Origin of the sequence: Polynucleobacter sp. GWA2_45_21, from assembly GCF_001830325.1 — a bacterium.
In the GTDB taxonomy this organism is placed as follows: Bacteria; Pseudomonadota; Gammaproteobacteria; order Burkholderiales; family Burkholderiaceae; genus Polynucleobacter.
Window position 1 is genome coordinate 15,217 of the sequence record NZ_MHZG01000019.1, and the last position, 22,156, is coordinate 37,372.

Genomic DNA, 22,156 nt, shown 5'->3' on the forward strand with positions numbered 1-22,156 from the left:
TTTAGCTACCGCTAAAGTTTCTGCGCTGACCGCCAGATTTTGGTTTAGCAAAACGTGGACCGGCGGATGGACGTGAATCTCCAGAGCGTGCTGGACGTGAGTCAGCAAAACGCGCAGGGCGTGAATCAGCAAAACGATTGCCACCAGCAGGACGTGAATCGCCGGATGGGCGGGAGTCGCTAGAGCGAGATTCGAAATGATTGTCTGAGCGATTACCACCGCCTCCGCCACCAGAACGAGACTCTGAACGAGCACCAGAACCGTAACGACCGCCACCACCACCAGAACGACCGCCACCGCCAAAGCCACCACCAGAACGACCACCACCTGGGCGACCACCGCCACCACCAAAGCTAGGCTTAGCTTGTGGCTCAAGGCCGGCAATAACTGAAGCAACGATGTCTTGCTGTGTAAAGCGCTCGATATTGCGAATCTTGGCGCGGTCACGATGTTCAACCAAAGTGATAGCTACACCATTGCGACCCGCACGACCAGTACGACCGATGCGATGCGTATAGTCTTCTGGTTTCATTGGCAGGCCAAAGTTAATCACGTGACTAATACGTGGCACATCAATACCGCGAGCTGCTACGTCAGTCGCAACTAAAATCTTGGTGTGACCTTTACGCAAAGACTCAAGACGGCGCATACGAACTGCTTGAGGCATTGCACCGTGTAAGGCGCTAGCTTCGTAACCATTGGCACGCAAAGTGTCAGCAATTTTTTCACTTTCAACTTGAGTGCTTGCAAATACGACTGCTTGATCCAAAGAGGCATCAGCCAAAATGTGCTCAAGCAATTTATGCTTGTGTGACATGCTGTCAGCCCAGTGCAGTTTCTGTTCAATGTTCGCGTGCTTTTCGCCAGCATGAGCAAGCTCAATACGTTTAGCGTTGGTAGTCAACTCATTAGCCAAAGACATAATCTTTGGTGCAAAAGTTGCAGAGAACATCAAGGTTTGGGTGCGACCAGCACAACGCTTATCAATCGCCTCGAGATCATCAGCAAATCCCATGTCGAGCATGCGATCGGCTTCGTCAATAACGAGTTGTTTGACATCATCTAAGCGAATTGCTTTGCTATCGGTCAGATCGAGTAAGCGACCAGGAGTTGCGACAACTAACAATGCGCCTTTGAGGGCCTGGATTTGCTTGCCGTAAGGCATGCCACCCATGACGGTTGCAATACGGATGCCTTTCATGCCGCGAACTAAGTTCACTGCATCTGCGGCAACCTGTTGAGCTAATTCACGAGTAGGGCAGAGCACCAACACTTTAGGTTGTGCGCGACCTGGTACGGGTGAGCCGTTTGGGTTGTCTTCGATCAGTTGATTAATCAAAGGTAATAAGAAGGCTGCGGTTTTACCGCTACCGGTTTGGCTGCTGACCAATAAGTCACCACCAGCGAGAGCAGCAGGAATAACCTGAGCTTGCACTTCAGTAGCTTGGGTGTAACCCAGTTCAGCAACGTTTTTAAGGAGTGGCGCCGCGAGGGCGAAATTCTGGAAATCATTTCCAGCGAGATTGGTTTCTTTAGAAAAAGTCATGCTATTACACATCCCTTTTAAGGGATGTCTCCGTGTATACACTCTTTGTTTTTTTGAGTGTGATGGTCAAAGGCATCGACCATCAGACAGGCGGCAGCGCGTTTTTTTAACTTCGGTGTTTATGACTTCTAAACGGTACGCTGAAATATAGCTGGGGGGCGATGAATCAAATTGCTTTAAAAAGCTTCCCATTATGGCATTTTGAGAAGTGAATTACAAGGGTTTTCCCGAATTTAATTATGATGGGGTGATGGATTGGTTTATTTCACCTTCAAGTGTTGGCATCATCGACTTCCCCACATATTTGCTGGGAGTGATTTTTACCATCCTATTCCCTGGCCCAAATTCTCTTTATGTATTAACGATTGCTTCTCTTAAGGGCTGGCGTGCGGGGGCTTGGGCATCGCTCGGAATCTTTATTGGTGATGCCATCCTGATGATCGGTGTTGCACTAGGCGCCGCCACTTTACTGAACTCATCGCCATCAACATTTAACTTCATACGCATGCTGGGCGCCGCTTATTTGGCTTGGATGGGTTATGGATTTATACGGGATGGAATGAGACGTTGGCGTAGAGATCAAACAGTTGTTACAGAAAATGGCGGGGCGCATTATTTGAATGCGTTACATCCTTTGATAGCTTCTCTGACATTGTCCTTAACCAACCCTAAAGCGATCTTTTTCTTTGTTTCATTTTTTGCGCAGTTTATTCAGCCCGGGTACGCGCATCCCGTTCATACCTTTTTGTATCTTGCCGTTGTACTCCAGCTAGTGAGCATGACTTACTTAGCTGGCCTAATATTTTTAGGTCAGTATTTTCTTGGCTTCTTTAAAAAGCACTCCCGCTATGCTGCGATTCTTTGGCTTGTAGTTGGAATGCTTTTAGTCGGATTTGCTGCGAAATTGTTACTCTAGCGCCATACCAATCGACAGCATTTATTTGAGCCAACTTATCAAGCGCTCAACACCTGTGCGATAGGGCGGTCTTGCCAATTTAGTTCCGCGTAAGAAACTGAGACCCAAGAAGCCGCGAACCTCTAAGACGGATTTGCGATGACTGAATGCTTCAAAACCTGCTTTGCCATGATATGCACCCATTCCGCTTGCACCGATACCGCCAAAAGGTAAATCCTCTATTGCTGCATGCAAGAGGGTGTCATTGATTGTCACGCCACCAGAGCGAGTTTCATTCAGAATGCGCTGCATTACCACCTTATCTTTTCCAAACCAGTACAGGGCCAATGGATTTGGGCGTTCATTGATATAGCGAATGGTGGAATCAACATCATTGATAGCGACGATTGGCAGAATGGGTCCAAACACTTCTTCTTGCATAACCAGAGCATCCTCAGAGACATTCAGAAGTGCTACAGGCATGAATGCAAGTCCAGCATTATCAGCGGGAGAGGTCAAGGGGATTACTTGTGCACCACGATCCGATGCATCTTGAACCAGTTGATGCCAACGCGTTAACTGATAATCATCGATTGCGCCTGTGAATTCCTCCGGATTGGAGAATTGTTCTTGTGCTGCACTTTGCAATCCTTGAATAAACGCATCGCAATCACTCGCGTGAACTATGGCGTAATCCGGGGCAATACAGGTTTGACCACCATTCACTAATTTGCCATAAATAATGCTTGCAGCTGCATCCTTGAGTTTGGCGGATGGGTCAACAATCGCTGGCGATTTACCACCCAACTCAAGTGTGATCGGTGTCAGATGGTCTGCAGCAGCACGCATCACTTTTTTGCCAATGTCGTTCGAGCCAGTAAAGAAGAGGTGATCAAACGGCAGTGCTGCAAAAGATTCTGCAACTTCAGTGCCACCAACGGTGACACAAAATTCACTTGGGTGAAAATATTCTTGAATCAATGTTGCTAAGAATCCAGAGGTGCGTGAACTTCTTTCTGAGGGTTTGAGCCAAACACGATTACCTGCCGCAAAGGCAGCAATAGCTGGAACCAGTGCCAGCTGAACTGGGTAATTCCAAGGGCTCATGATTCCGACGACGCCCATAGATTGCATTTGTGTCCAAGCGTGAGATGAGCCTAGGAATCCTGGCGTTGAGACTAGTTGCGGTTTCATCCACTCTTTGAGATGTTTGCGAACATGTTTGCAAGCCTGATAGATCATCTGAAACTCTAGGAGTCGACTCTCAATCGAGTGACGAGTACCAAAGTCTGCGGCTAAGACTTTGCAGATTTTTTCTTCATTGGCGGCAATCATTTTCTCAATGCGACCGATACGTTCAAGCCGAACCTCCAATGTAGGGTTTGGTTCTGCAGCATATGCTGCCTTGATTTCATCTAATTGGAGTGTGAAGCGATTTATGGACATGAGGTTTATATAGGGCAAGCAAACGATTGAATAAGGCATTAGGATAAAGGTATGAACAACACTATCCTTAAAAACCATCCTAGTCTTGAGCGTGCCACCTTGGGGGGCGGCTGTTTCTGGTGCTTGGAAGCGGTTTACCAGCAAATCTTAGGCGTAAGTGCGGTTGTTTCTGGGTACGCAGGAGGGGCAATGGCCAATCCCGACTATGAATCCGTTTGCTCGGGCCAAACTGGCCACGCTGAAATTGTGGATGTGTATTTCGATCCGACACTAGTGTCTTATCGTGATTTATTAGAAATCTTTTTTGTCATTCATGATCCCACTACCTTGAACTATCAAGGCAACGATCACGGCACCCAATATCGTTCAGTGATCTTCACTCACAGTGAGAGTCAAAATGTCACTGCGCATGAGGTGGTCAAAGAGCTGGAGGATGCGAAGATTTATTCCAGTCCAGTGGTAACCCAGATTGATTTAGCCCCGGTTATTTATCCAGCCGAGGACTATCACCAGGATTATTTCCGTCAGCATCCAGGACAGGGTTACTGCATGGCAGTCGTTGCTCCTAAGTTAGCAAAATTCAGAGCAAAGTTTCAATCTCTAATTGCGCCAGAGTTTCGCTAGAGTCGATTAGGGTGCCAGGCGAGAAATGCGCCAGTGGTCCCCATCCAGTTGATAGTGAATGCGGTCATGTAGTCGTGAGGGTCGACCTTGCCAGAATTCAATTTCAGTGGGGTGTAGACGATATCCGCCCCAATGATCGGGTCTAGGTGGTTTATCTCTAAAGTCGGCCGCGAATCGCTTTTCAGCTTCTTCAAGAAATTCTCGATTCGGAATTTCAGCGCTTTGAGGTGATGCCCATGCCCCAATTCGGGAGGCTGCTGGGCGGGAGTGAAAGTATTCATCGCTCTCGGTAGGGCTGACCCGCTCAACTATCCCTTTAATCCGAACTTGACGCTCTAGCTCATGCCAATGAAAAAGCAAAGCAGCTTGTGGCCGAATGGCTAAGTCCTTACCTTTTTGACTCTCGTAATTGGTAAAGAAGGTAAAGCCAGCCCCATCCGCGCCTTTTAGTAAGACAATACGGGCTGATGGATTGCCTATTGCATCTGCAGTTGCCAAAGTCATGGAGTTGGGTTCTGGGCATTCTGCTTTGACGGCCTGATCAAACCAAAGCTGAAATAAGCTCAGTGGATTGGACGGAACTTCAGTCTCTGAAAGTTGACCGAAGGTATAGTTTTTGCGGAGTTGAGCGATGGAGTCCATTTTTTCAGTATAAAGAGAAGCTATGGCAGAAGACAAGTTAGAAGACGGTGTGGGAGATCGACGCTTTGGTGGTGTAGCTCGGCTATACGGCCCAGAGCTGCGTGAGCGTTTTCATCATGCCACTGTTGTTGTAGCTGGATTGGGTGGAGTCGGTTCATGGGCTGCTGAAGCTTTGGCACGCACTGCTATTGGACATCTAGTCTTGATCGATTTTGATCACATTGCCGAAAGCAATACCAATCGTCAGCTACACGCTCTTGAGGGTGAGTATGGCAAAGCTAAGGTACAAGCGATGACCGATCGCATTCGCCAAATTAATCCTGAAATCAGGCTCACTAGCCACGATGCATTTTTGGAACCAGAAAATCTGGATACCTTGATTCCGGAAGGTGCGATTGTTTTGGATGCAACCGATTCAGTGCAAACTAAAATTGCTTTAGCGGTTTGGGCTAACAAACACCAGCGCGCTCTAGTCATGTGTGGTGCAGCTGGCGGAAAATCAGACCCTACTTCTGTACGCTGTGATGACCTATCTAGAACCGAGCAAGATGCTTTATTGGCAAAGGTGCGTCAGGGTCTCAGACAGGACCATGGATTTTCTAGAAATCTGAAAAGAAAAATTGGTATTCGAGCGATCTATTCTCACGAGCCTCGTGCAGGTGTTGCTAGCGGAGGTCTTGCATGCTCTGGCTATGGGTCAACAGTGATGGTGACGGCGGCATGTGGTTTAGCCGGGGCTGCTGAAGTCTTAAATCTCATTGCTGCTCAATAGATTTTTTCAAATCTATCCATAAATCCTTAAGGGGAATCCCTGTAGGAAATTACGGATTCTGATGTCATCCAAAATTTATTATTTCCTCAGCAAGCCTGCATCCTCTTTGCCTAGTGATTTTTTTCACACCATATTTAATTGTTTAAGCACTTTACGCACTTTTAGCCTCTAGTGCAGATGCTTGGTCCTCCCTAGACTTTGCCTCGTTGGTGATTTACCAACGACAAATCGAAAGGGGGTCTCTTTTGCAGACTGAACAAACTGGTTTACAGCGCCACCTCAAAGTCAGGCACATTCGCCTGATGGCTTTGGGTTCCACTATCGGCGTTGGATTATTTCTGGGCTCGGCAAGTGCAATTCAAATCGCAGGACCTTCCATCTTGCTGGGATATTTGCTTGCCGGCATCGTTGCCTTCATCGTGCTTCGCGCCTTGGGTGAGATGGCAGTACATGAACCTGTTGCAGGCTCGTTTGCTGCATATGCCAATACCTATGTAGGACCGCTGGCGGGTTATATGGTCGGGTGGGGCTACTGGACTTACTGGATCGTTGTTGGAATAGCCGAAGTCACTGCTGTTGGTATTTATATGGGTATTTGGTTTCCAGATGTCCCCCAGTGGATTTGGGCTTTGTCCTCCATCTTGATGATGGGCTTAATCAATCTCATTGCCGTAAAAGTTTTTGGTGAGTTTGAGTTTTGGTTTGCTCTCATCAAAGTGGTTGCTATTGTGGCCATGATTGCCTTGGGAAGCTCAGTCATCTTCTTTGGTTTTACCAATGACTGGAATCCGATTGGCTTCAGTAATCTTTGGCAGCACGGCGGCTTCTTCCCTAATGGTGTTGGCGGCATGTTACTTTCTCTGCAGATGGTCTTATTTGCATATGTTGGTATTGAGATGATTGGGTTGTCTGCTGGTGAGGCTGAGAATCCACGCAAAACCATACCGATGGCAATTGATTCATTGGCATGGCGCATCTTGATTTTTTATATGGGTGCGATCCTGGTCATCTTGGCCATCTTCCCTTGGAATGAGGTTGGGCAGCAAGGAAGTCCATTCGTGGTGATGTTTGAGCGGATTGGTTTACGCGAAGCTGCTGGCATCATTAATTTCGTAGTCATTACTGCTGCTTTGTCATCCTGCAATGCTGGCATATTTAGCGGTGGGCGACTCTTATACGCGCTCTCAGTGAATGGCTATGCGCCTTCCCCATTTGCCAAGCTATCGAAGTATGGGGTTCCACATCGAGCGGTGATGGCAACGGTGGCGGTTTGTATGACCGGGGTGGTGTTGAACTACTTTGTTCCAGATAAAGCGTTTCAGTACGTTATGGCTGCAGTTACCTTTGTTGGATTGATGGTGTGGATTGCAATCTTGCTCACCCAAATTCAATTTCGCCGCTCACTCACTAAAGCCCAGGCTGCCGAATTGGCATATCGCACGCCTTGGTGGCCCTATTCCTCATGGTTTGCATTGGCATTTATTACCTTGGTCGTGGTGTTGATGGGCTTTCATGAGGATGCACGGATTGCTTTGGTATTGGGTCCGTGCCTATTGGGTGTGTATCTCGCCATGTTCTACATCGTTGGCTTACATCGCAAAACAAAACTGAGTCGTGAATTCAAATAAGGAGATTGAAATGATTGTTGGCGTACCTCAAGAAGTAAAAAATAATGAATTTCGTGTTGGCTTAACTCCAGGTAATGTCAGGGGTTTATGTAAGCAGGGTCATTCTGTCCTGGTGCAGCGTGGAGCTGGTGAGCAAATTGGCTTGAGCGATGAGTCCTATCGCCTATCTGGTGCCACCTTGATCAACAGTGCTGCTGAGGTCTTTGCAAAAGCAGAGATGATCGTTAAGGTTAAGGAGCCTCAGCCGCAAGAATGCGCCATGTTGCGTGAAGATCAAATCCTCTTTACCTATTTACACCTCGCTCCAGACCCACAGCAGACCAAAGCATTGCTAGCTTCAGGTGCAAGCTGTATTGCTTATGAAACTGTTACCTCATGTAATGGTGCGCTGCCTCTGTTAGCCCCTATGAGTGAAGTTGCGGGCAGGATGTCTATCCAAGCAGCAGCCATTCATCTTGAGAAAACAAATGGAGGCTTGGGTATCTTGATGGCAGGTGTACCAGGAGTTGCACCAGCAAAAGTCGTGATATTGGGTGCAGGTGTAGTGGGGCGTAATGCTTTGCAAATGGCAGTGGGTATGGGTGCCGATGTTTGTATTTTCGATCGCAATATCGATTGCTTGAGACAGATTGACATGCTCTACGGCAACCGCGTGAGAACCTTCTACGCTGACCCACTCTTGGTTGAGTTGGAGGTTTGTGAGGCGGATGTGGTGATCGGCGCCGTCTTGCTGCCTGGTGCTGCAGCACCAAAGCTGGTTACAAGAGAAATGGTGCGAAAAATGAAGGCGGGTGCAGTAGTAGTGGATGTCGCAATCGATCAAGGCGGCTGTTTTGAAACATCCAAGCCAACTACGCATGCTGATCCTACCTTTATCGTAGATGGCGTTCTGCATTACTGTGTAGCAAATATGCCTGGAGCAGTTGCGAGAACCTCTACCTTTGCACTGACCAATGCGACTTATCCGTTTATTGAAGCTTTAGCTAATCGAGGTATGGTGAAGGCACTCTCTCACGATCACCATTTGCGCAATGGCTTGAGTGTGCATCGAGGTAGTCTTACTTCTGAGCCGGTTGCCAAAGCCCAGAAGGTCGATTTTGTATCAGCAGAAGAGTTGTTGGCTGCGTAGCAGTTTCACCGAAGTCGTAGGTGTGGAATGGCTTGGGGGCTTAGGCTCTCAAGCTTTCCTCTATCATTCAATACATGGACTTATCTGCATTAACTCTTTCTACTGGCGTGGTCGCTCTGGCTGAGATGGGCGACAAAACTCAACTGCTTTCCTTGATGTTGGCTGCCCGCTACCCAAAACAGGCTCTTGCCATTATTGGTGGGATATTGATTGCCACAATTGCGAACCATGCTTGCGCAGCGTTGCTAGGGCATTGGCTCACTACCTTTATGAGTCCAGACATCCTTAAATGGATTTTAGGTTTAAGCTTTTTGGGAATTGGTCTTTGGCTCTTGGTACCTGATCACATTGATGATGCGGCTGGATCTAAAGTGGCTGATAGAGCCCTTCAGGTGTTCATGCTCACGGTTGGACTATTTTTCTTGGCCGAGATGGGGGATAAGACTCAAATTGCCACCATCGCTCTGGGCGCTAAATATTCCGACGTTGTTTCGGTCACCATTGGCACCACTTTGGGGATGATGTTGGCCAACGCTCCAGCTGTTTGGATTGGTCAGAAGTTCACTAAACGCATGCCGATTAAATGGGTACATGCGGTAGCTGCCGTGACCTTCATTGCCATTGGTGTCGCTACCCTCATCTGGGGTTAGGGCGAAATTGGTCTGCGGGGCTTAAAATTGCCCCATGAAAACTGATCTGCCACAGAGCTTTCGCAGGCTCGAATACCGCGCTCCCAATTACACCTTTTCACAGGTTGAGTTAGATATTGCCCTAGATCCTGCTAGGACCATTGTGAAGAGTCGCCTAGAGGTCTTGCCAGGCGCTGGTCATGAGGCTGGAACGCCGTTGGTATTGCAGGGCCATGAGCTGGAGTTTGTGAGTTTGCGTATTAATGGTGAAGCCCATCGTCAATTTGAACTGACACCAGAAACACTAACCATTCATGCATTGCCCAATGAAGGCAAACAAACCTTCATTGTTGAAATCATTTGTGTTTGCGTGCCTGAGAAAAATACTACGCTGATGGGTCTGTATGTCTCTAATGGGAATTTCTTTACCCAGTGCGAAGCAGAGGGCTTCAGAAAAATTACTTATTTTCTTGATAGACCAGACGTCATGGCACGCTATCGTGTCACACTGCGTGCGCGTGAAGCAGACTGCCCAGTACTGCTGTCAAATGGCAATCTCATTAGCACAGAAAAATTACCGAATGGATGGCATAGCGCTGTTTGGGAGGATCCATTTCCAAAGCCATCCTACTTGTTTGCTTTAGTTGCTGGCAAGTTGGAATGCATTGAGGAAACTATCACCACCGGTAGTGGTGCTCAGAAGCTACTGCAAATTTGGGTTGAGCCACATGACCTGAAAAAGACTCGTCATGCAATGGATTCTTTAATTGCTTCGATTCATTGGGATGAAAAACGTTACGGCCTGGAACTTGATCTTGAGCGCTTCATGATTGTGGCAGTAAGCGATTTCAATATGGGTGCAATGGAGAACAAGGGCCTCAATGTCTTCAATACCAAATTCGTGCTTGCCCAGCCAGAGACAGCAACAGATGCTGACTTCGCCAATATTGAAAGCGTAGTAGCTCATGAGTACTTTCATAACTGGACTGGTAATCGAGTTACCTGTCGAGATTGGTTTCAACTTTCTCTTAAAGAAGGCTTGACCGTATTCCGCGATCAAGAATTCTCTGCTGATCAAATGGGTAGTGAGTCTGGCAGGGCAGTGAAGCGTATTGAAGACGTGCGTTTATTGCGTCAACTGCAGTTCCCGGAGGATGCTGGTCCGATGGCGCACCCAATTCGTCCAGATGAGTATCAAGAAATTAATAACTTCTATACCGTGACTGTGTATGAGAAGGGTGCTGAAGTTGTGCGTATGTATCAAACCTTGTTAGGTGTTGAGGGTTTCCGCAAGGGTATGGATCTTTACTTCAAGCGTCATGATGGACAAGCGGTGACTTGTGATGATTTCTTGGCTGCTATGGCAGATGCCAATGGGCGAGACCTCTCCCAGTTTAAAAACTGGTACAGCCAAGCAGGCACCCCTAAAGTCAAAGTAGAAGAATCCTATGATGAGGATAAAAAGCAATATCAAATTACCTTGACGCAAAGTCCATCAGCCAATATTGAGCACAAAGATAGCAAGCCATTTCATATTCCATTGAAGATGCGCCTGCTCACGCCAGCAGATGATCAGGTAGAGACTTTGTTAGAGCTAACTCAAGATCGGCAGACTTGGACTTTTGATCAAATAGAAAGTCGTCCGGTGCTATCGATTAACCGCAATTTTTCGGCACCGATTCATTTAGATTTTGATCAGAGTGAAGCTGATTTACTAACGATGTTCTCAAGTGATGACGATGCCTTTAATCGTTGGGAGGCTGGTCAGAAGCTCGCCATGCAAATGATCCTAGGCAATCGTTTGCCTGATAAAGCCCTGATTGAGGCTTATCGCACACTCTTGACCGATCCAGAGTTGGATCCTGCGTTCAAAGAGTTGGCGCTGACTTTACCCGCTGAGACCTATTTATATGAGCAGTGTGCAAGCGTTGATCCTCAGCAGATTTATGCTGCCCGTCGTGCTTTCCGCCATGCTATTGCCAGTGAACTGAGAATTGAATGGGCTGCTCTCTACCAACAGATGCAGGCTCCAGGGCCATTTAACCCTGATGCAGCAAGTGCTGGTAAGCGCGCATTAAAGAATCTTGCACTCAGCATGTTGCTCGAAGCGGATCCATTAATCTGGGCACCCATGGCAGTCAATCAATATCAAAATGCTGACAACATGACTGACCGATATGCAGCTCTGGCTGGTTTAGTGATTCATGGAAGTAAATCCGCAGCAGCTTGCCTAGAAGATTTTTATAGCCGGTTTGCTGACGATGCTTTAGTAATCGATAAGTGGTTTGCATTGCAATCCAGTAGGCCGCCACTAGTTCATGCTGAATCTACCTTGGATGTGGTCAAGCGTCTGCGTGAGCACGAAGTTTTCAAGATGAATAACCCCAATCGAGTACGCAGCGTGATTCATGCATTTTGTATGAATAATCCCGCCAGCTTTCATCAAACCGATGGTAGTGGTTATGCATTTTGGGCGGAATCTGTTCTTGCCCTGGATCCAATCAACCCGCAGGTTGCCGCTCGTTTGGCAAGGGGCCTTGATCGTTGGCGCCATTTTGCCAAGCCTTACCAAGACCATATGCTGGCAGCCCTGAAGAAGGTCGATGCTTGCGAAACCCTCTCTCCAGATGTGAAAGAGGTGGTTTCTAAGGCTTTGGGCAATTAGGCAGCTTGGAACAAGGCAAAATAGAGCCCATACAGAAATAAACCCCATTACGGAGAAACTCCTTTTGAGCGCTTCAAGTACTTTTAATACCAATTTCAAGCAATATCTATCGTTCGCCAAGGTAAAGGGTGCAGAAATACCTGCGGGTCTTCAAGAGCTGTTATTGGCCGTTGCCGATACTTGCTCAACCTTGAGTCATGAAGTTGCTCAAGGCGCTTTGATTGGCTTATTGGGATCTGCGGGTACTGGCAATGTCCAGGGTGAAGTTCAGCAAAAGCTCGATGTCATTGCTAACGACTTATTGATTGACGGCGTACAGGGCTGCAAATCTTTAGCCGGTCTCGCTTCTGAGGAAATGGAGTTGCCGCTTCCAGTTCAAGGTACTGGCGACTACTTATTGTTGTTTGATCCGCTAGATGGCTCTTCCAATATTGATGTCAATGTCTCTATCGGAACTATTTTCTCTGTGCTGAAAAAGCAAGATCCTGCAGCGCCATTGCAGACAGAAGATTTTTTATTGTCAGGCCGTCACCAAGTTGCTGCGGGTTACGTTGTCTACGGACCACAAACCACGATGGCATTAACTTTGGGTGATGGCGTAGTGATGTTTACCTTGAATAAGGTGACCGGAGAGTTTGTCTTAATTAAACATGCGGTGGAGATTGCGCATTCCACTAAAGAGTTTGCGATCAATATGTCTAATATGCGCCACTGGGCTGAGCCTGTGCGTCGTTACGTTGATGAGTGCTTGGCTGGCGTCAGTGGTGAGCGTGACAAAGACTTCAATATGCGCTGGATCGCATCTATGGTTGCGGATGTGCATCGTGTCTTATCACGTGGGGGCATCTTTATGTACCCGTGGGATCAACGTGAACCGCACAAGCCAGGAAAGCTGCGCCTGATGTATGAAGCAAATCCGATGAGCTTCTTAGTGGAGCAGGCTGGTGGTGCATCGACCAATGGCGAGCAACTTATTATGGATATGGTGCCTACTGAACTGCATGAGCGCGTCTCTGTCATGTTGGGATCTAAAGAAGAGATTGAGCGTTTACAGCACTATCACTCTCAGGTATAAGCAACTACCAAAACCCTGAAGTTGATCACTTAGGTGATCAATTAAAAAAGCCCAATCACTGATTGGGCTTTTTGTTGGCGGCTACAAAAGCAAGCCTTGATTAAGGCTGAACCTTTTCTTTTAGGTAGGCAAGCGATTCTTCCACCTGGTCAATGAGGATCAGGCAAATATCACCAGCAGATAAATCATCAAGTGCAGTATCAATGGCGAGGAATTCGCCGGTAATTTCTTTAACTTGTTTGGCTTTCTTGGTGCCTACTAAACCTTCTTGTAGCAACTTTAAGACTTCACCATCTTCGCGACCGCGTTGACACTGATCTTGATAAAGAATGACATTGTCAAAGCTATTACCAAGAATACGGGTCAGGTCACGAATATCTTCATCCCGACGATCACCGGCACCACTGATCACGACATGACTCTTTTTAGGCTTCATCGCTTCGATGGCACTGGCTAAAGCGCGCATGGCATCTGGATTGTGACCATAGTCAGCAATCACCGTGGCACCTTTATGTTGGAATTGATTAAAGCGTCCGGGCACTGCATTCGCTGAGCTCTCAAAAGAATGGAGGGCGCGAGCCACTGCTTCTGCGTCCAATCCAAGGGCCCAGGCTGCACCAATCGATGCCATTGCATTTTCTATCTGGAAGCCCAGTACACCATTTTGAGTCAGTGGAATTTCGCTTACTGGGTAGCGGAAAAGTACGCGCTCCCCTTTGGAGCAGATGATGTGGGTGCCATCAAAATAAATCACTTTTTTGTTTTTGGCGCGATGGGCTGCAATGACGGGGTGATGTTGGTTCTGAGAAAAGAAGATCACTCGACCGGTGCAGAAATCACCCATCCTAGCCACAATAGGATCTGTTGCATTGAGAACTGCAGCACCAGTAGGGGCAACGTTCTGAACAATGACCCGCTTCAGAATTGCTAGATCCTCTACGCTGGTGATGTAGTTCAGACCCAGGTGATCACCTTCACCGATATTAGTTACAACAGCAACCTCACAACGATCAAAGCCAAGACCTTCTCGCAACATCCCACCGCGAGCAGTTTCTAATACGGCAGCATCCACATCGGGATGCATGAGGACATTACGAGCACTCTTGGGGCCACTGCAGTCGCCAGAATCAATTAAGCGATGATTGATGTACACACCATCCGTTGTGGTCATGCCAACTCGTAAACCGGTCTCATTGAGCAAATGGGAGATGAGGCGAACGGTGGTGGTTTTACCATTAGTGCCTGTAACGGCTACCACTGGAATGCGTCCATCTTCACCCAGTGGGTACATCATATTAATAATGTCCTCGCCAACAGGACGGCCCTTGCCATAAGAAGGCTTGAGGTGCATCCGTAAACCGGGTGCTGCATTGACTTCAACAATGCCGCCACCCTGAGGCTCTAGGGGCTTGTAGATCGCCTCGCATAAGACGTCGACGCCAGCAATATCCAATCCAATCATTTGGGCAGCTGCAATTGCACTCGCAGCTACATTTGGATGTACATCATCAGTCACATCAGTGGCGGTGCCACCGGTACTGAGGTTGGCATTATTGCGAAGTAAAACGCGCTCACCAGTTTTGGGAACATATTGTGGGCTTAAGCCATTGCTAGCTAAATGTGCAAGCGCGATGTCATCAAAACGAATCTTGGTTAAAGCAGTTGCATGACCATCGCCACGCAATGGATTTTTGTTTTCTAATTCAACCAACTCAGAAACGGTATGTTTACCATCGCCAACCACTTGAGCCGGTTCTCGGCGTGCTGCAGCAGAGAGGCGATTACCCACCACCAGCAAGCGGTAGTCAGCACCAGGGAGATAGCGCTCGACAATGGTTTGGCGTCCAAAAGCTTGGGTAACTTCAAAGCCAGCGCGCACCTCTGCTTCAGTTTGAATATTGGCAACAACACCTTTGCCTTGGTTACCATCTTTGGGCTTCAGAACGATGGGGCCACCAATCTTTTGGGCAGCGCGCCATGCATCATCTGCAGTAGTAACCACTTCACCAGTGGGAACAGGAACTCCTGCAGCTGCCAATAAGTTTTTGGTGAGTTCTTTATCTTGTGCAATCGCCTCTGCAATTGCGCTGGTATCGCTAGTTTCTGCTGCCTGAATACGTTTTTGCTTACTACCCCAGCCAAACTGCACCATGCTGCCTTCAGTCATGCGGCGGTAGGGAATATTTCTTTGTACAGCAGCATCGACGATAGAGCCAGTGCTGGGTCCTAGGCGAACATCCTCATATAAAGCCTCTAATTCTGAGAGGGCCGCAGCTAAATCAAATGGCACATCACTCAGGGTTGCTTGAATAAGTCCAAAAGCAAAGTCAAATGCCATACGTCCAACAACTTCTTCGGTATATTCCACAACGACTTGATAGACGCCGACGTCAACCGTTTGTACTGTGCGGCTAAAGGTAACTGGGCAGCCTGCTTGAGATTGAAGACCTAAAGCAGCATGCTCTAAGGCGTGTGCCAGAGAGAGCATTTCATTATGACCGCCACGGCGCATGCTACCTAATTGAGGAAAGCGTTCACGAATCTTGATTTCAAAGCGGGGAATTGAATCGATTGATCGTTCTGTTTCATCGCAAGAAACAATGGCTTCTAGTGCGGTATGGCGGCTCCATAAATTTGGGCCGCGCAACATGCGAATACGGGTGATTTCCAATTAAGCCTCTGGTGGAATATTGGAGCTAGAAACAAATGTTTCAACTCCAGCTTCGATAACGTTGAACGGAATATCCAAAGCCCAGGCTGCACCAATAGCTGCTGCAAGACTTAAGTGTGGCACCCATTCAAGGGATGCCTCCTTCACTGCTGAAGGAGTTGGAATCACTAACTTGTCTACCTTACCTTGCTTGAGCGTAATGACAGATGGACTCACAATAATTGATCGACCATCTTTTTCTTGATGGGCAGTCACTACAGGAGAGTCCGGCTCTTGAGAGAAGTACATCACCTCACCCTTGCTGAGTTCCGCCATTTTGACAATCATGGGATCGTCTGCATTTAATACGCTGGTGCCGGTAGGCAATACAACATCAACCTGAGTACGCACTACGTTAAATAATTGATCTTCTTCGCTGATGTTGTGCTCAGGAAAGAGTTTGAGTGGGTCAATATTGAGTACGACACCAACTTGACATTGATCGTATGCCAGACCCTCTAGCAAGAGTGATGCATTGTCATTCTCAAGAACGGCAACCTCAATCGCTCTATTTTGAAGTGTGCGTCGTGCGTTTTCCCAGTGGGAAGAAGAGGTTTGTTTGATGGTGCGATTGCCAAAATAGAGGCCATTGCTGGTGGAGAGTCCAACATGCACGTTCGTCAATCTAGTGAAGTGGGCAATCATTTCGGCGACGATAGTTCTTCCGGAATTCCCGCTAACGCCAACAATTGGAATTCTGAAATCGTAGCCTGAAGGGAAAAGATGATTTGCAATTTCTTCGCCAACAGGTTGTGGAGTACCGCTAGCAGGTTTTAAGTGCATCAGTAAGCCAGGACCTGCATTCACTTCAACAATCGCCGCGTTTTGCGACTCTAGTGGCTTGCTGATATCTTGAGCTACGAGGTCAATTCCCGCAATTTCAAGCCCAACAACGCGTGCAGCTAATGCTACTTGGTGGGCTACTTCAGGGTGAACTAAGTCGGTCACATCAAATGCCACATTGCCATTACTTTGAATCAATACTTTTTGATCCACCCCTGGAATGCTCTCACCAGTCAGCTTTTGGCGAGCCAGCTCTAACTCAACTGCAGAATCGATCCGAACTGGATTAAGAGGGCATTCTTCAGTCGTGCCACGACGTGGATCAGAATTAATCTGAATTTGAATGAGTTCAAGCACGGTGTGCTTGCCATCACCGGTGATCCAAACTGTTTCACCTTTCGCAGCTGCTACTACTTTATTGCCGACGACTAACAAACGATGTTCATCGCCAATAATGTGGCGCTCTACCAAAACCTCACTACCTTCATTGATTGCTACAGCGTAGGCAGCTTCAATTTCTTGTTGGGTATAGAGGTTAATAAATACGCCACGACCATGGTTGCCATCAATCGGTTTCACAACCACTGGTAAGCCAATATCTTGTGCGGCTTCCCAAGCATCATCAGGACTTGTAACGACTCTACCCTCTGGGATTGGAACGCCTGCGCTAGCTAGCAAGCTTTTAGTCAGATCTTTATCACGCGAGATAGTTTCTGCGATGGCGCTAGTTTGATCGGTTTCAGCCGTCCAAATACGTCGTTGCTTGGCGCCATATCCGAGTTGAACTAAGTTGCCACTAGATAGTCTGATGTAAGGAATTTCTCGGACGGTAGCTGCGTTGACAATGCAGGCTGTGCTGGGACCTAGACAAAGATCATCACTTAAATCACGAAGTTCTTCAATGATCTGCTCTCGTTGAGCAATGGCATCGCCATTATCTTGAATTAGGGTGAGGAGAAGGTCACGCGCAAACTTAAACGCTTGCAATGTCACAGCTTCTTCAGTAGCGCTCACAATGACTTTGTAAACACCCCGGCGACCACCGTCACGAGCTCTGCCAAAACCGCCTGCAATGCCGGCTAAATTTTGCAGCTCAATGGTGAGGTGCTCGAGAATGTGTCCAGGCCAGGTGCCTTCTTCAACCCGTTTTAAAAATCCACCAGGCTCTCCATAACTGCAGCGATGCTCATGCAGGCTTGGAAGACATTTGCAAAGTCGGTCGTAGAAGCCGGGAATTAAGTCAGATGGATAGTCTTCCAAGTCCCCAATGTCGATCAAAACCTCCAGTGCGGGGTTGTAGCTCCACATATTGGGGCCACGCAGATGTCGGTGGCTCAGGATTTCAATGGTTTTATCTAGTAATTGGGGCATGTGTGGAATGGGGAATCTCAGCGCCGCATCAGAAGGCGAGGGCGGGGATGTCTCAGACTATCTCTCTGGTTCTAGTAATTATTCAAAATCCACAAAATTAGCAAAAATACATAAAAAAGACTATTTCGATAATTTAACGGCTTTCTGCCCCTGAAAGTTGACAGCATCATTAAATCTTCAAAACCTGGCTCCACTATACTTTTAGGACTAATGAAGCTCGATATTTCCCCATCCGTGCCCTCTGTACCCATTCAATGGGTTGCTGCATTAGAGGCCGATCAGTCCCCTGTAAATGGGCTGGATTCCATACTGGCATGGGTTGAGCTGGATCTTGATGATGCTATGCGCTTTGAAAAAAGCCTGCTTTGCGTAATCCCGTCAGGGCTATTTTGGACAGATGGTACCCACTCAGAATTCTGGCCTATTAGCTCTGGAGCCCATCTTTTTCAGGGAGATCATGCTGGGGTCGGCTATCTGAAATTGGAGTCCGAGGTCAGTTTGCTCAGGCTTTGGCGCTTTACGTTGGCGGTTAATCCTCAAATATTGCGTCTTCAGGGTGCTTATAAGCAATTAGCCAGTGGTGCGCAGACGGTTAAGGGGTCTGAGGCCTCTGAATACGATAAACAGGTTTGCCCAGTCTGCTTGAGCCCCAAGCCTGCCAATTCTGAAGCTTGCCCATCTTGCGATCCAGAGGATGATGCCCCACCATCCACCTTGACCTTATTTAAGTTGTGGCGTTTTGCGCGCCCTTATAAGAAGCAGCTGTTACTAGGCTTTATTCTGACTTTGCTATCAACCGGCGCCACTTTGATCCCGCCATATTTGACGATGCCTTTAATGGATCACGTATTGATTCCCTATGAAAAAGGTAATCCGATTGACTTCAATTTAGCCAGCAAATATCTCTTCGCTTTATTTGCGGCAGCGATCGTTGCCTGGGGCTTAGGCTGGTGGAAAACCTACCTTCTTGCATTGGTGAGCGAGCGTATTGGCGCAGATTTGCGCAATACCACTTTTGAACATTTACTGAAATTGTCCTTGGAGTATTTCGGCGGCAAAAGAACCGGTGACTTGATTGCGCGTATTGGCGCTGAGACAGATCGCATCTGCGTATTTTTATCTTTGTATGCCTTGGACTTTGCGACTGATGTGATCATGATTACGATGACAGCAGCAATTCTAGTTTCGATTGATCCCTTGCTGGCACTCGTAACTCTCGCGCCATTGCCATTTATCGTGTGGATGATTCATGTAGTACGAGATAAGCTGCGTTTTGGTTTTGAAAAGATTGATCGTATCTGGTCTGAGGTGACTAATATTTTGGCGGATACGATTCCAGGTATTCGGGTTGTCAAGGCTTTTGCTCAAGAAGATCGCGAGCTCAAACGTTTTGTAGATTCCAATAAACACAATTTACAAATTAATGATCGCGTTAATCGAGTATGGGGTTTGTTCTCTCCAACAGTCACGTTATTAACTGAAACTGGCCTCTTAGTGGTATGGGGTTTTGGTATCTGGCAGGTGGCACATCAAAAGGTTACGGTAGGTGTGTTGATTGCCTTCTTAGCCTACATTGGGCGCTTCTACATTCGCTTAGATTCCATGAGTCGCATTGTTTCGCATACCCAAAAAGCTGCTGCTGGAGCAAAGCGTATTTTTGATATCTTGGACCATGTTTCTAGTGTGCCCGAGCCAATTAATCCAGCGCCATTGGGTGAAGTTAAAGGCCAAATCTCCTTACGGGGCGTGGGTTTCCGCTATGGAAACCGAGCCGTCTCCAAAGGGATTGATCTGGATATTGCCCCTGGAGAAATGATTGGCTTAGTAGGGCATAGCGGTTCAGGTAAGAGCACGCTAGTGAATTTGATCTGTCGTTTCTATGATGTGAGTTCAGGTGCCATTACATTAGACGGGCGTGACATTCGAAGCATCGGAATCGCTGACTATCGCAAGCGTATTGGTTTGGTGCTGCAAGAGCCGTTTTTATTCTTTGGCACGATTGCAGAAAATATTGCCTACGGAAAACCGGATGCTACGCGCGAAGAAATTATTGAAGCAGCGCGCGCTGCACATGCTCACGAATTTATTTTGCGCTTACCGTTGGGTTACGACTCTTTGGTAGGTGAGCGCGGCCAATCTCTTTCCGGTGGAGAGCGTCAACGTATCTCGATTGCGCGTGCGCTCTTGATTAATCCAAGTATTTTGATTTTGGATGAAGCGACTTCATCGGTAGACACTACAACTGAAAAAGAAATTCAGCGCGCTTTGGATAATCTGGTTAAAGGTCGTACAACGATTGCGATTGCGCACCGCCTCTCTACTCTTCGAAAGGCTGACCGCTTGGTTGTGCTTGATAAGGGGGAGATTGTGGAGATTGGTTCACATGATCAGTTGATGGATGCACAGGGCGCGTATTACGCCTTGTATCAAGCGCAACTTCGCCATGCTGCCGAATTTGTTGAGGGTGGCGCGATTGGCGAGAGTATTGATGAGAATGAAAGAGACGAAGAACGTCTTCAGATTATTGCCAAGGAAACTGGGGGTGGTGTATGAGCCATCATCAAAAGTTACATACCTTAGAGCGTGATGCCCTTGGACGTCTCGTATTAACCGATGCTGATGGAATCGAGCATATTGGCGTCTATCCAGTCAGAGCGTTCCCGATTACACAGCCAGAGGTCGGAATCTCCATCATGGACCAATCTGGTAAAGAGTTGTGCTGGTTTGATGAAGTCAAAACTATTCCTGAGGGTGAGTTAACTCTCATCAAAGAAGAGCTGGCTGCTCGTGAGTTCATGCCCGTGATTAAAAAGATCACCAAGGTATCCACTTTTGCAACTCCGAGTCTTTGGGATATTGAAACCGACCGAGGTCCCACCAGAATTCGTCTTAAAGGCGAGGAAGATATTCGCCGTATTGCTGGAAATACATTGCTCATTGCTGACTCCAATGGCCTGCAGTTCTTGATACCAGATTCCACCAAGCTCGACAAAATCAGCAAGAAGCTTTTAGACCGGTTTAGGTAAGAATTTTTCTGAAAAAATCTTATTAGGGTTAATACTAATTCGATTAGTGAAAGCCCTAGGTATCGATTTAAATAATGTTGATGCCAATCAAGAGATCTATGTTCGGATCGATCAAAAATCATCACACAACAAAGAAAAGCCAAAGTAATATTGGTATTCAAAATTTTTTGGAGGAGCGTTCATGAAGATGAAGTTAAAAGGGGCATTGATTTCCACCGCATTAGCCCTCGGTGCTGTTGCTGTTTCACCTGCTTTTGCTGCTTGGGAACCAACCAAGCCAGTTGAGTTCATTATTCCTGCCGGTCCTGGTGGTGGTGCTGACCAAATGGCTCGTGTGATCCAAGGGATTGTCACCAAGCATAACTTGATGAAGCAATCGATCATTCCGATTAATAAGTCTGCTGGTGCAGGTGCAGAAGGTTTCTTGGCAATTAAGGAAGCTAAGGGCGATCCAAACAAGATCATCATTACGCTGTCAAACTTGTTCACTACACCGATGGCAACAGGCGTTCCATTCAACTGGAAAGAAATTACTCCAGTAGCGATGTTGGCTCTTGACCAGTTTGTTCTGTGGACAAATGCTGATAAACCTTACAAAACCGCTCCTGAATATATTGCTGCAGCAAAAGCAGCAGGTCCTGGTAAGTTCCGCATGGGCGGTACAGGTTCCAAGCAGGAAGATCAAATCATTACCGTAGCGCTTGAGAAAGCAACTGGTGCAAAGTTCACCTACTTGCCTTTCAAAGGGGGTGGCGCTGTAGCAGTTCAGCTCGTTGGTAACCACATTGATTCATCTGTAAACAACCCAATTGAGGCTGTTGCTCAATGGCGTGCTGGTAAGTTGCGTGCGCAGTGTGTATTTGATGACACTCGTATGCCATACAAGCAAAAAATGACTGATACCCTCTCATGGAATGACGTTCCAACTTGTAAAGAAGTTGGTGTGGATACTGATTACGTGATGTTGCGCGGTATCTTCATGGCTCCTGGTGTAACTCAAGAGCAAGTTGATTACTATGTAGAGCTTTTCAAGAAGGTTCGTGCTACTCCTGAGTGGAAAGACTTCATGGAAAAAGGTGCGTTTAATCAAACCTTTATGACCGGTAAAGAATTCAAAAACTGGTTGACCTTGAACGAAGCGCTTCACTTGCAGTTGATGACTGAAGCTGGCTTCTTGGCCAAGAAGTAATCTCTAAATAGGGCCCCGATTCCGGG

General features: G+C 47.3%; 16 protein-coding genes. 11 read left to right on the forward strand and 5 right to left on the reverse strand.

Features of this window, described 5'->3' with window-relative positions; translation table 11 throughout:
- Position 1: 1 nt before the first annotated feature.
- The gene (locus A2X74_RS10875) at positions 2 to 1,546 is read right to left on the reverse strand and encodes a DEAD/DEAH box helicase (protein ID WP_293625405.1); all 1,545 of its coding nucleotides are present in this window, start codon (positions 1,544 to 1,546) and stop codon (positions 2 to 4) included.
- Between the two features lie 250 nt (positions 1,547 to 1,796).
- On the opposite strand from A2X74_RS10875, the gene leuE reads away from it, so the two are divergent.
- Positions 1,797 to 2,462, forward strand: a complete 666-nt coding sequence (gene leuE / locus A2X74_RS10880; protein WP_293625403.1) for a leucine efflux protein LeuE — start codon at positions 1,797 to 1,799, stop codon at positions 2,460 to 2,462.
- 21 nt (positions 2,463 to 2,483) lie between these two features.
- On the opposite strand, the gene A2X74_RS10885 is transcribed toward leuE, so the two are convergent.
- The gene (locus A2X74_RS10885) at positions 2,484 to 3,887 is read right to left on the reverse strand and encodes a coniferyl aldehyde dehydrogenase (RefSeq protein ID WP_293625401.1); all 1,404 of its coding nucleotides are present in this window, start codon (positions 3,885 to 3,887) and stop codon (positions 2,484 to 2,486) included.
- Positions 3,888 to 3,938: 51 nt separating this feature from the next.
- Between A2X74_RS10885 and msrA the strand changes: the two genes are divergently transcribed.
- Positions 3,939 to 4,511 carry a peptide-methionine (S)-S-oxide reductase MsrA gene (gene msrA, locus A2X74_RS10890; RefSeq protein WP_293625399.1) on the forward strand — a complete coding sequence of 191 codons (573 nt, stop codon included), beginning with the start codon at positions 3,939 to 3,941 and terminating at the stop codon, positions 4,509 to 4,511.
- Positions 4,512 to 4,517: 6 nt separating this feature from the next.
- Here the strand turns inward: msrA and pdxH are convergent, their stop codons facing one another.
- Positions 4,518 to 5,153, reverse strand: coding sequence for a pyridoxamine 5'-phosphate oxidase (gene pdxH / locus A2X74_RS10895; protein ID WP_293625397.1), 636 nt, complete (start codon positions 5,151 to 5,153; stop codon positions 4,518 to 4,520).
- Between the two features lie 22 nt (positions 5,154 to 5,175).
- On the opposite strand from pdxH, the gene A2X74_RS10900 reads away from it, so the two are divergent.
- The 6 genes from A2X74_RS10900 (at position 5,176) to A2X74_RS10925 (ending at position 13,051) form a co-directional block, all read left to right on the forward strand.
- Positions 5,176 to 5,925, forward strand: coding sequence for a tRNA threonylcarbamoyladenosine dehydratase (locus A2X74_RS10900; RefSeq protein ID WP_293625395.1), 750 nt, complete (start codon positions 5,176 to 5,178; stop codon positions 5,923 to 5,925).
- 302 nt (positions 5,926 to 6,227) lie between these two features.
- The gene (locus tag A2X74_RS10905; RefSeq protein WP_293625435.1) at positions 6,228 to 7,553 is read left to right on the forward strand and encodes an amino acid permease; all 1,326 of its coding nucleotides are present in this window, start codon (positions 6,228 to 6,230) and stop codon (positions 7,551 to 7,553) included.
- Between the two features lie 10 nt (positions 7,554 to 7,563).
- Positions 7,564 to 8,682 carry an alanine dehydrogenase gene (gene ald, locus A2X74_RS10910; RefSeq protein WP_293625393.1) on the forward strand — a complete coding sequence of 373 codons (1,119 nt, stop codon included), beginning with the start codon at positions 7,564 to 7,566 and terminating at the stop codon, positions 8,680 to 8,682.
- A gap of 74 nt (positions 8,683 to 8,756) precedes the next feature.
- Positions 8,757 to 9,332, forward strand: a complete 576-nt coding sequence (locus tag A2X74_RS10915) for a TMEM165/GDT1 family protein (RefSeq protein ID WP_293625391.1) — start codon at positions 8,757 to 8,759, stop codon at positions 9,330 to 9,332.
- A gap of 34 nt (positions 9,333 to 9,366) precedes the next feature.
- A complete protein-coding gene (pepN, locus tag A2X74_RS10920) occupies positions 9,367 to 11,976 on the forward strand; it encodes an aminopeptidase N (protein WP_293625389.1) in 2,610 nt (869 codons plus the stop codon).
- A gap of 64 nt (positions 11,977 to 12,040) precedes the next feature.
- A complete protein-coding gene (locus tag A2X74_RS10925; RefSeq protein ID WP_293625387.1) occupies positions 12,041 to 13,051 on the forward strand; it encodes a class 1 fructose-bisphosphatase in 1,011 nt (336 codons plus the stop codon).
- Positions 13,052 to 13,151: 100 nt separating this feature from the next.
- Here the strand turns inward: A2X74_RS10925 and cphA (A2X74_RS10930) are convergent, their stop codons facing one another.
- Both cphA (A2X74_RS10930) and cphA (A2X74_RS10935) read right to left on the reverse strand, forming a co-directional pair.
- Complete coding sequence (cphA, locus tag A2X74_RS10930) at positions 13,152 to 15,722, reverse strand: cyanophycin synthetase (protein WP_293625385.1); 2,571 nt, start codon at positions 15,720 to 15,722, stop codon at positions 13,152 to 13,154.
- The gene (cphA, locus tag A2X74_RS10935) at positions 15,723 to 17,915 is read right to left on the reverse strand and encodes a cyanophycin synthetase (protein WP_293625383.1); all 2,193 of its coding nucleotides are present in this window, start codon (positions 17,913 to 17,915) and stop codon (positions 15,723 to 15,725) included. It abuts the gene before it with no gap.
- A 210-nt stretch (positions 17,916 to 18,125) separates the two neighbouring features.
- On the opposite strand from cphA (A2X74_RS10935), the gene A2X74_RS10940 reads away from it, so the two are divergent.
- The 3 genes from A2X74_RS10940 (at position 18,126) to A2X74_RS10950 (ending at position 22,130) form a co-directional block, all read left to right on the forward strand.
- Positions 18,126 to 20,468 (forward strand): ABC transporter ATP-binding protein, encoded by a 2,343-nt coding sequence (locus tag A2X74_RS10940; protein WP_293625381.1) that lies wholly within the window; start codon positions 18,126 to 18,128, stop codon positions 20,466 to 20,468.
- Entirely contained in the window at positions 20,465 to 20,941 is a 477-nt protein-coding gene (locus tag A2X74_RS10945) for a DUF1854 domain-containing protein (RefSeq protein ID WP_293625379.1), read from the forward strand. Before A2X74_RS10940 ends, A2X74_RS10945 begins: the two co-directional genes overlap by 4 nt.
- Before the next feature lie 187 nt (positions 20,942 to 21,128).
- Positions 21,129 to 22,130: a tripartite tricarboxylate transporter substrate-binding protein gene (locus tag A2X74_RS10950; protein ID WP_293625433.1), complete on the forward strand. Its 1,002-nt coding sequence runs from the start codon at positions 21,129 to 21,131 to the stop codon at positions 22,128 to 22,130.
- Positions 22,131 to 22,156 lie beyond the last annotated feature (26 nt).

Coding starts and splice junctions, on each gene's coding strand:
- msrA (WP_293625399.1), top strand. CDS start 3,939: ATGAACAACACTATCCTTAAAAACCATCCTAGTCTTGAGCGTGCCACC.
- A2X74_RS10945 (WP_293625379.1), top strand. CDS start 20,465: ATGAGCCATCATCAAAAGTTACATACCTTAGAGCGTGATGCCCTTGGA.
- A2X74_RS10915 (WP_293625391.1), top strand. CDS start 8,757: ATGGACTTATCTGCATTAACTCTTTCTACTGGCGTGGTCGCTCTGGCT.
- cphA (WP_293625383.1), bottom strand. CDS start 17,915: ATGCCCCAATTACTAGATAAAACCATTGAAATCCTGAGCCACCGACAT.
- A2X74_RS10875 (WP_293625405.1), bottom strand. CDS start 1,546: ATGACTTTTTCTAAAGAAACCAATCTCGCTGGAAATGATTTCCAGAAT.
- A2X74_RS10905 (WP_293625435.1), top strand. CDS start 6,228: ATGGCTTTGGGTTCCACTATCGGCGTTGGATTATTTCTGGGCTCGGCA.
- A2X74_RS10885 (WP_293625401.1), bottom strand. CDS start 3,887: ATGTCCATAAATCGCTTCACACTCCAATTAGATGAAATCAAGGCAGCA.
- A2X74_RS10900 (WP_293625395.1), top strand. CDS start 5,176: ATGGCAGAAGACAAGTTAGAAGACGGTGTGGGAGATCGACGCTTTGGT.
- A2X74_RS10950 (WP_293625433.1), top strand. CDS start 21,129: ATGAAGTTAAAAGGGGCATTGATTTCCACCGCATTAGCCCTCGGTGCT.
- pdxH (WP_293625397.1), bottom strand. CDS start 5,153: ATGGACTCCATCGCTCAACTCCGCAAAAACTATACCTTCGGTCAACTT.
- leuE (WP_293625403.1), top strand. CDS start 1,797: ATGGATTGGTTTATTTCACCTTCAAGTGTTGGCATCATCGACTTCCCC.
- A2X74_RS10940 (WP_293625381.1), top strand. CDS start 18,126: ATGAAGCTCGATATTTCCCCATCCGTGCCCTCTGTACCCATTCAATGG.
- pepN (WP_293625389.1), top strand. CDS start 9,367: ATGAAAACTGATCTGCCACAGAGCTTTCGCAGGCTCGAATACCGCGCT.
- ald (WP_293625393.1), top strand. CDS start 7,564: ATGATTGTTGGCGTACCTCAAGAAGTAAAAAATAATGAATTTCGTGTT.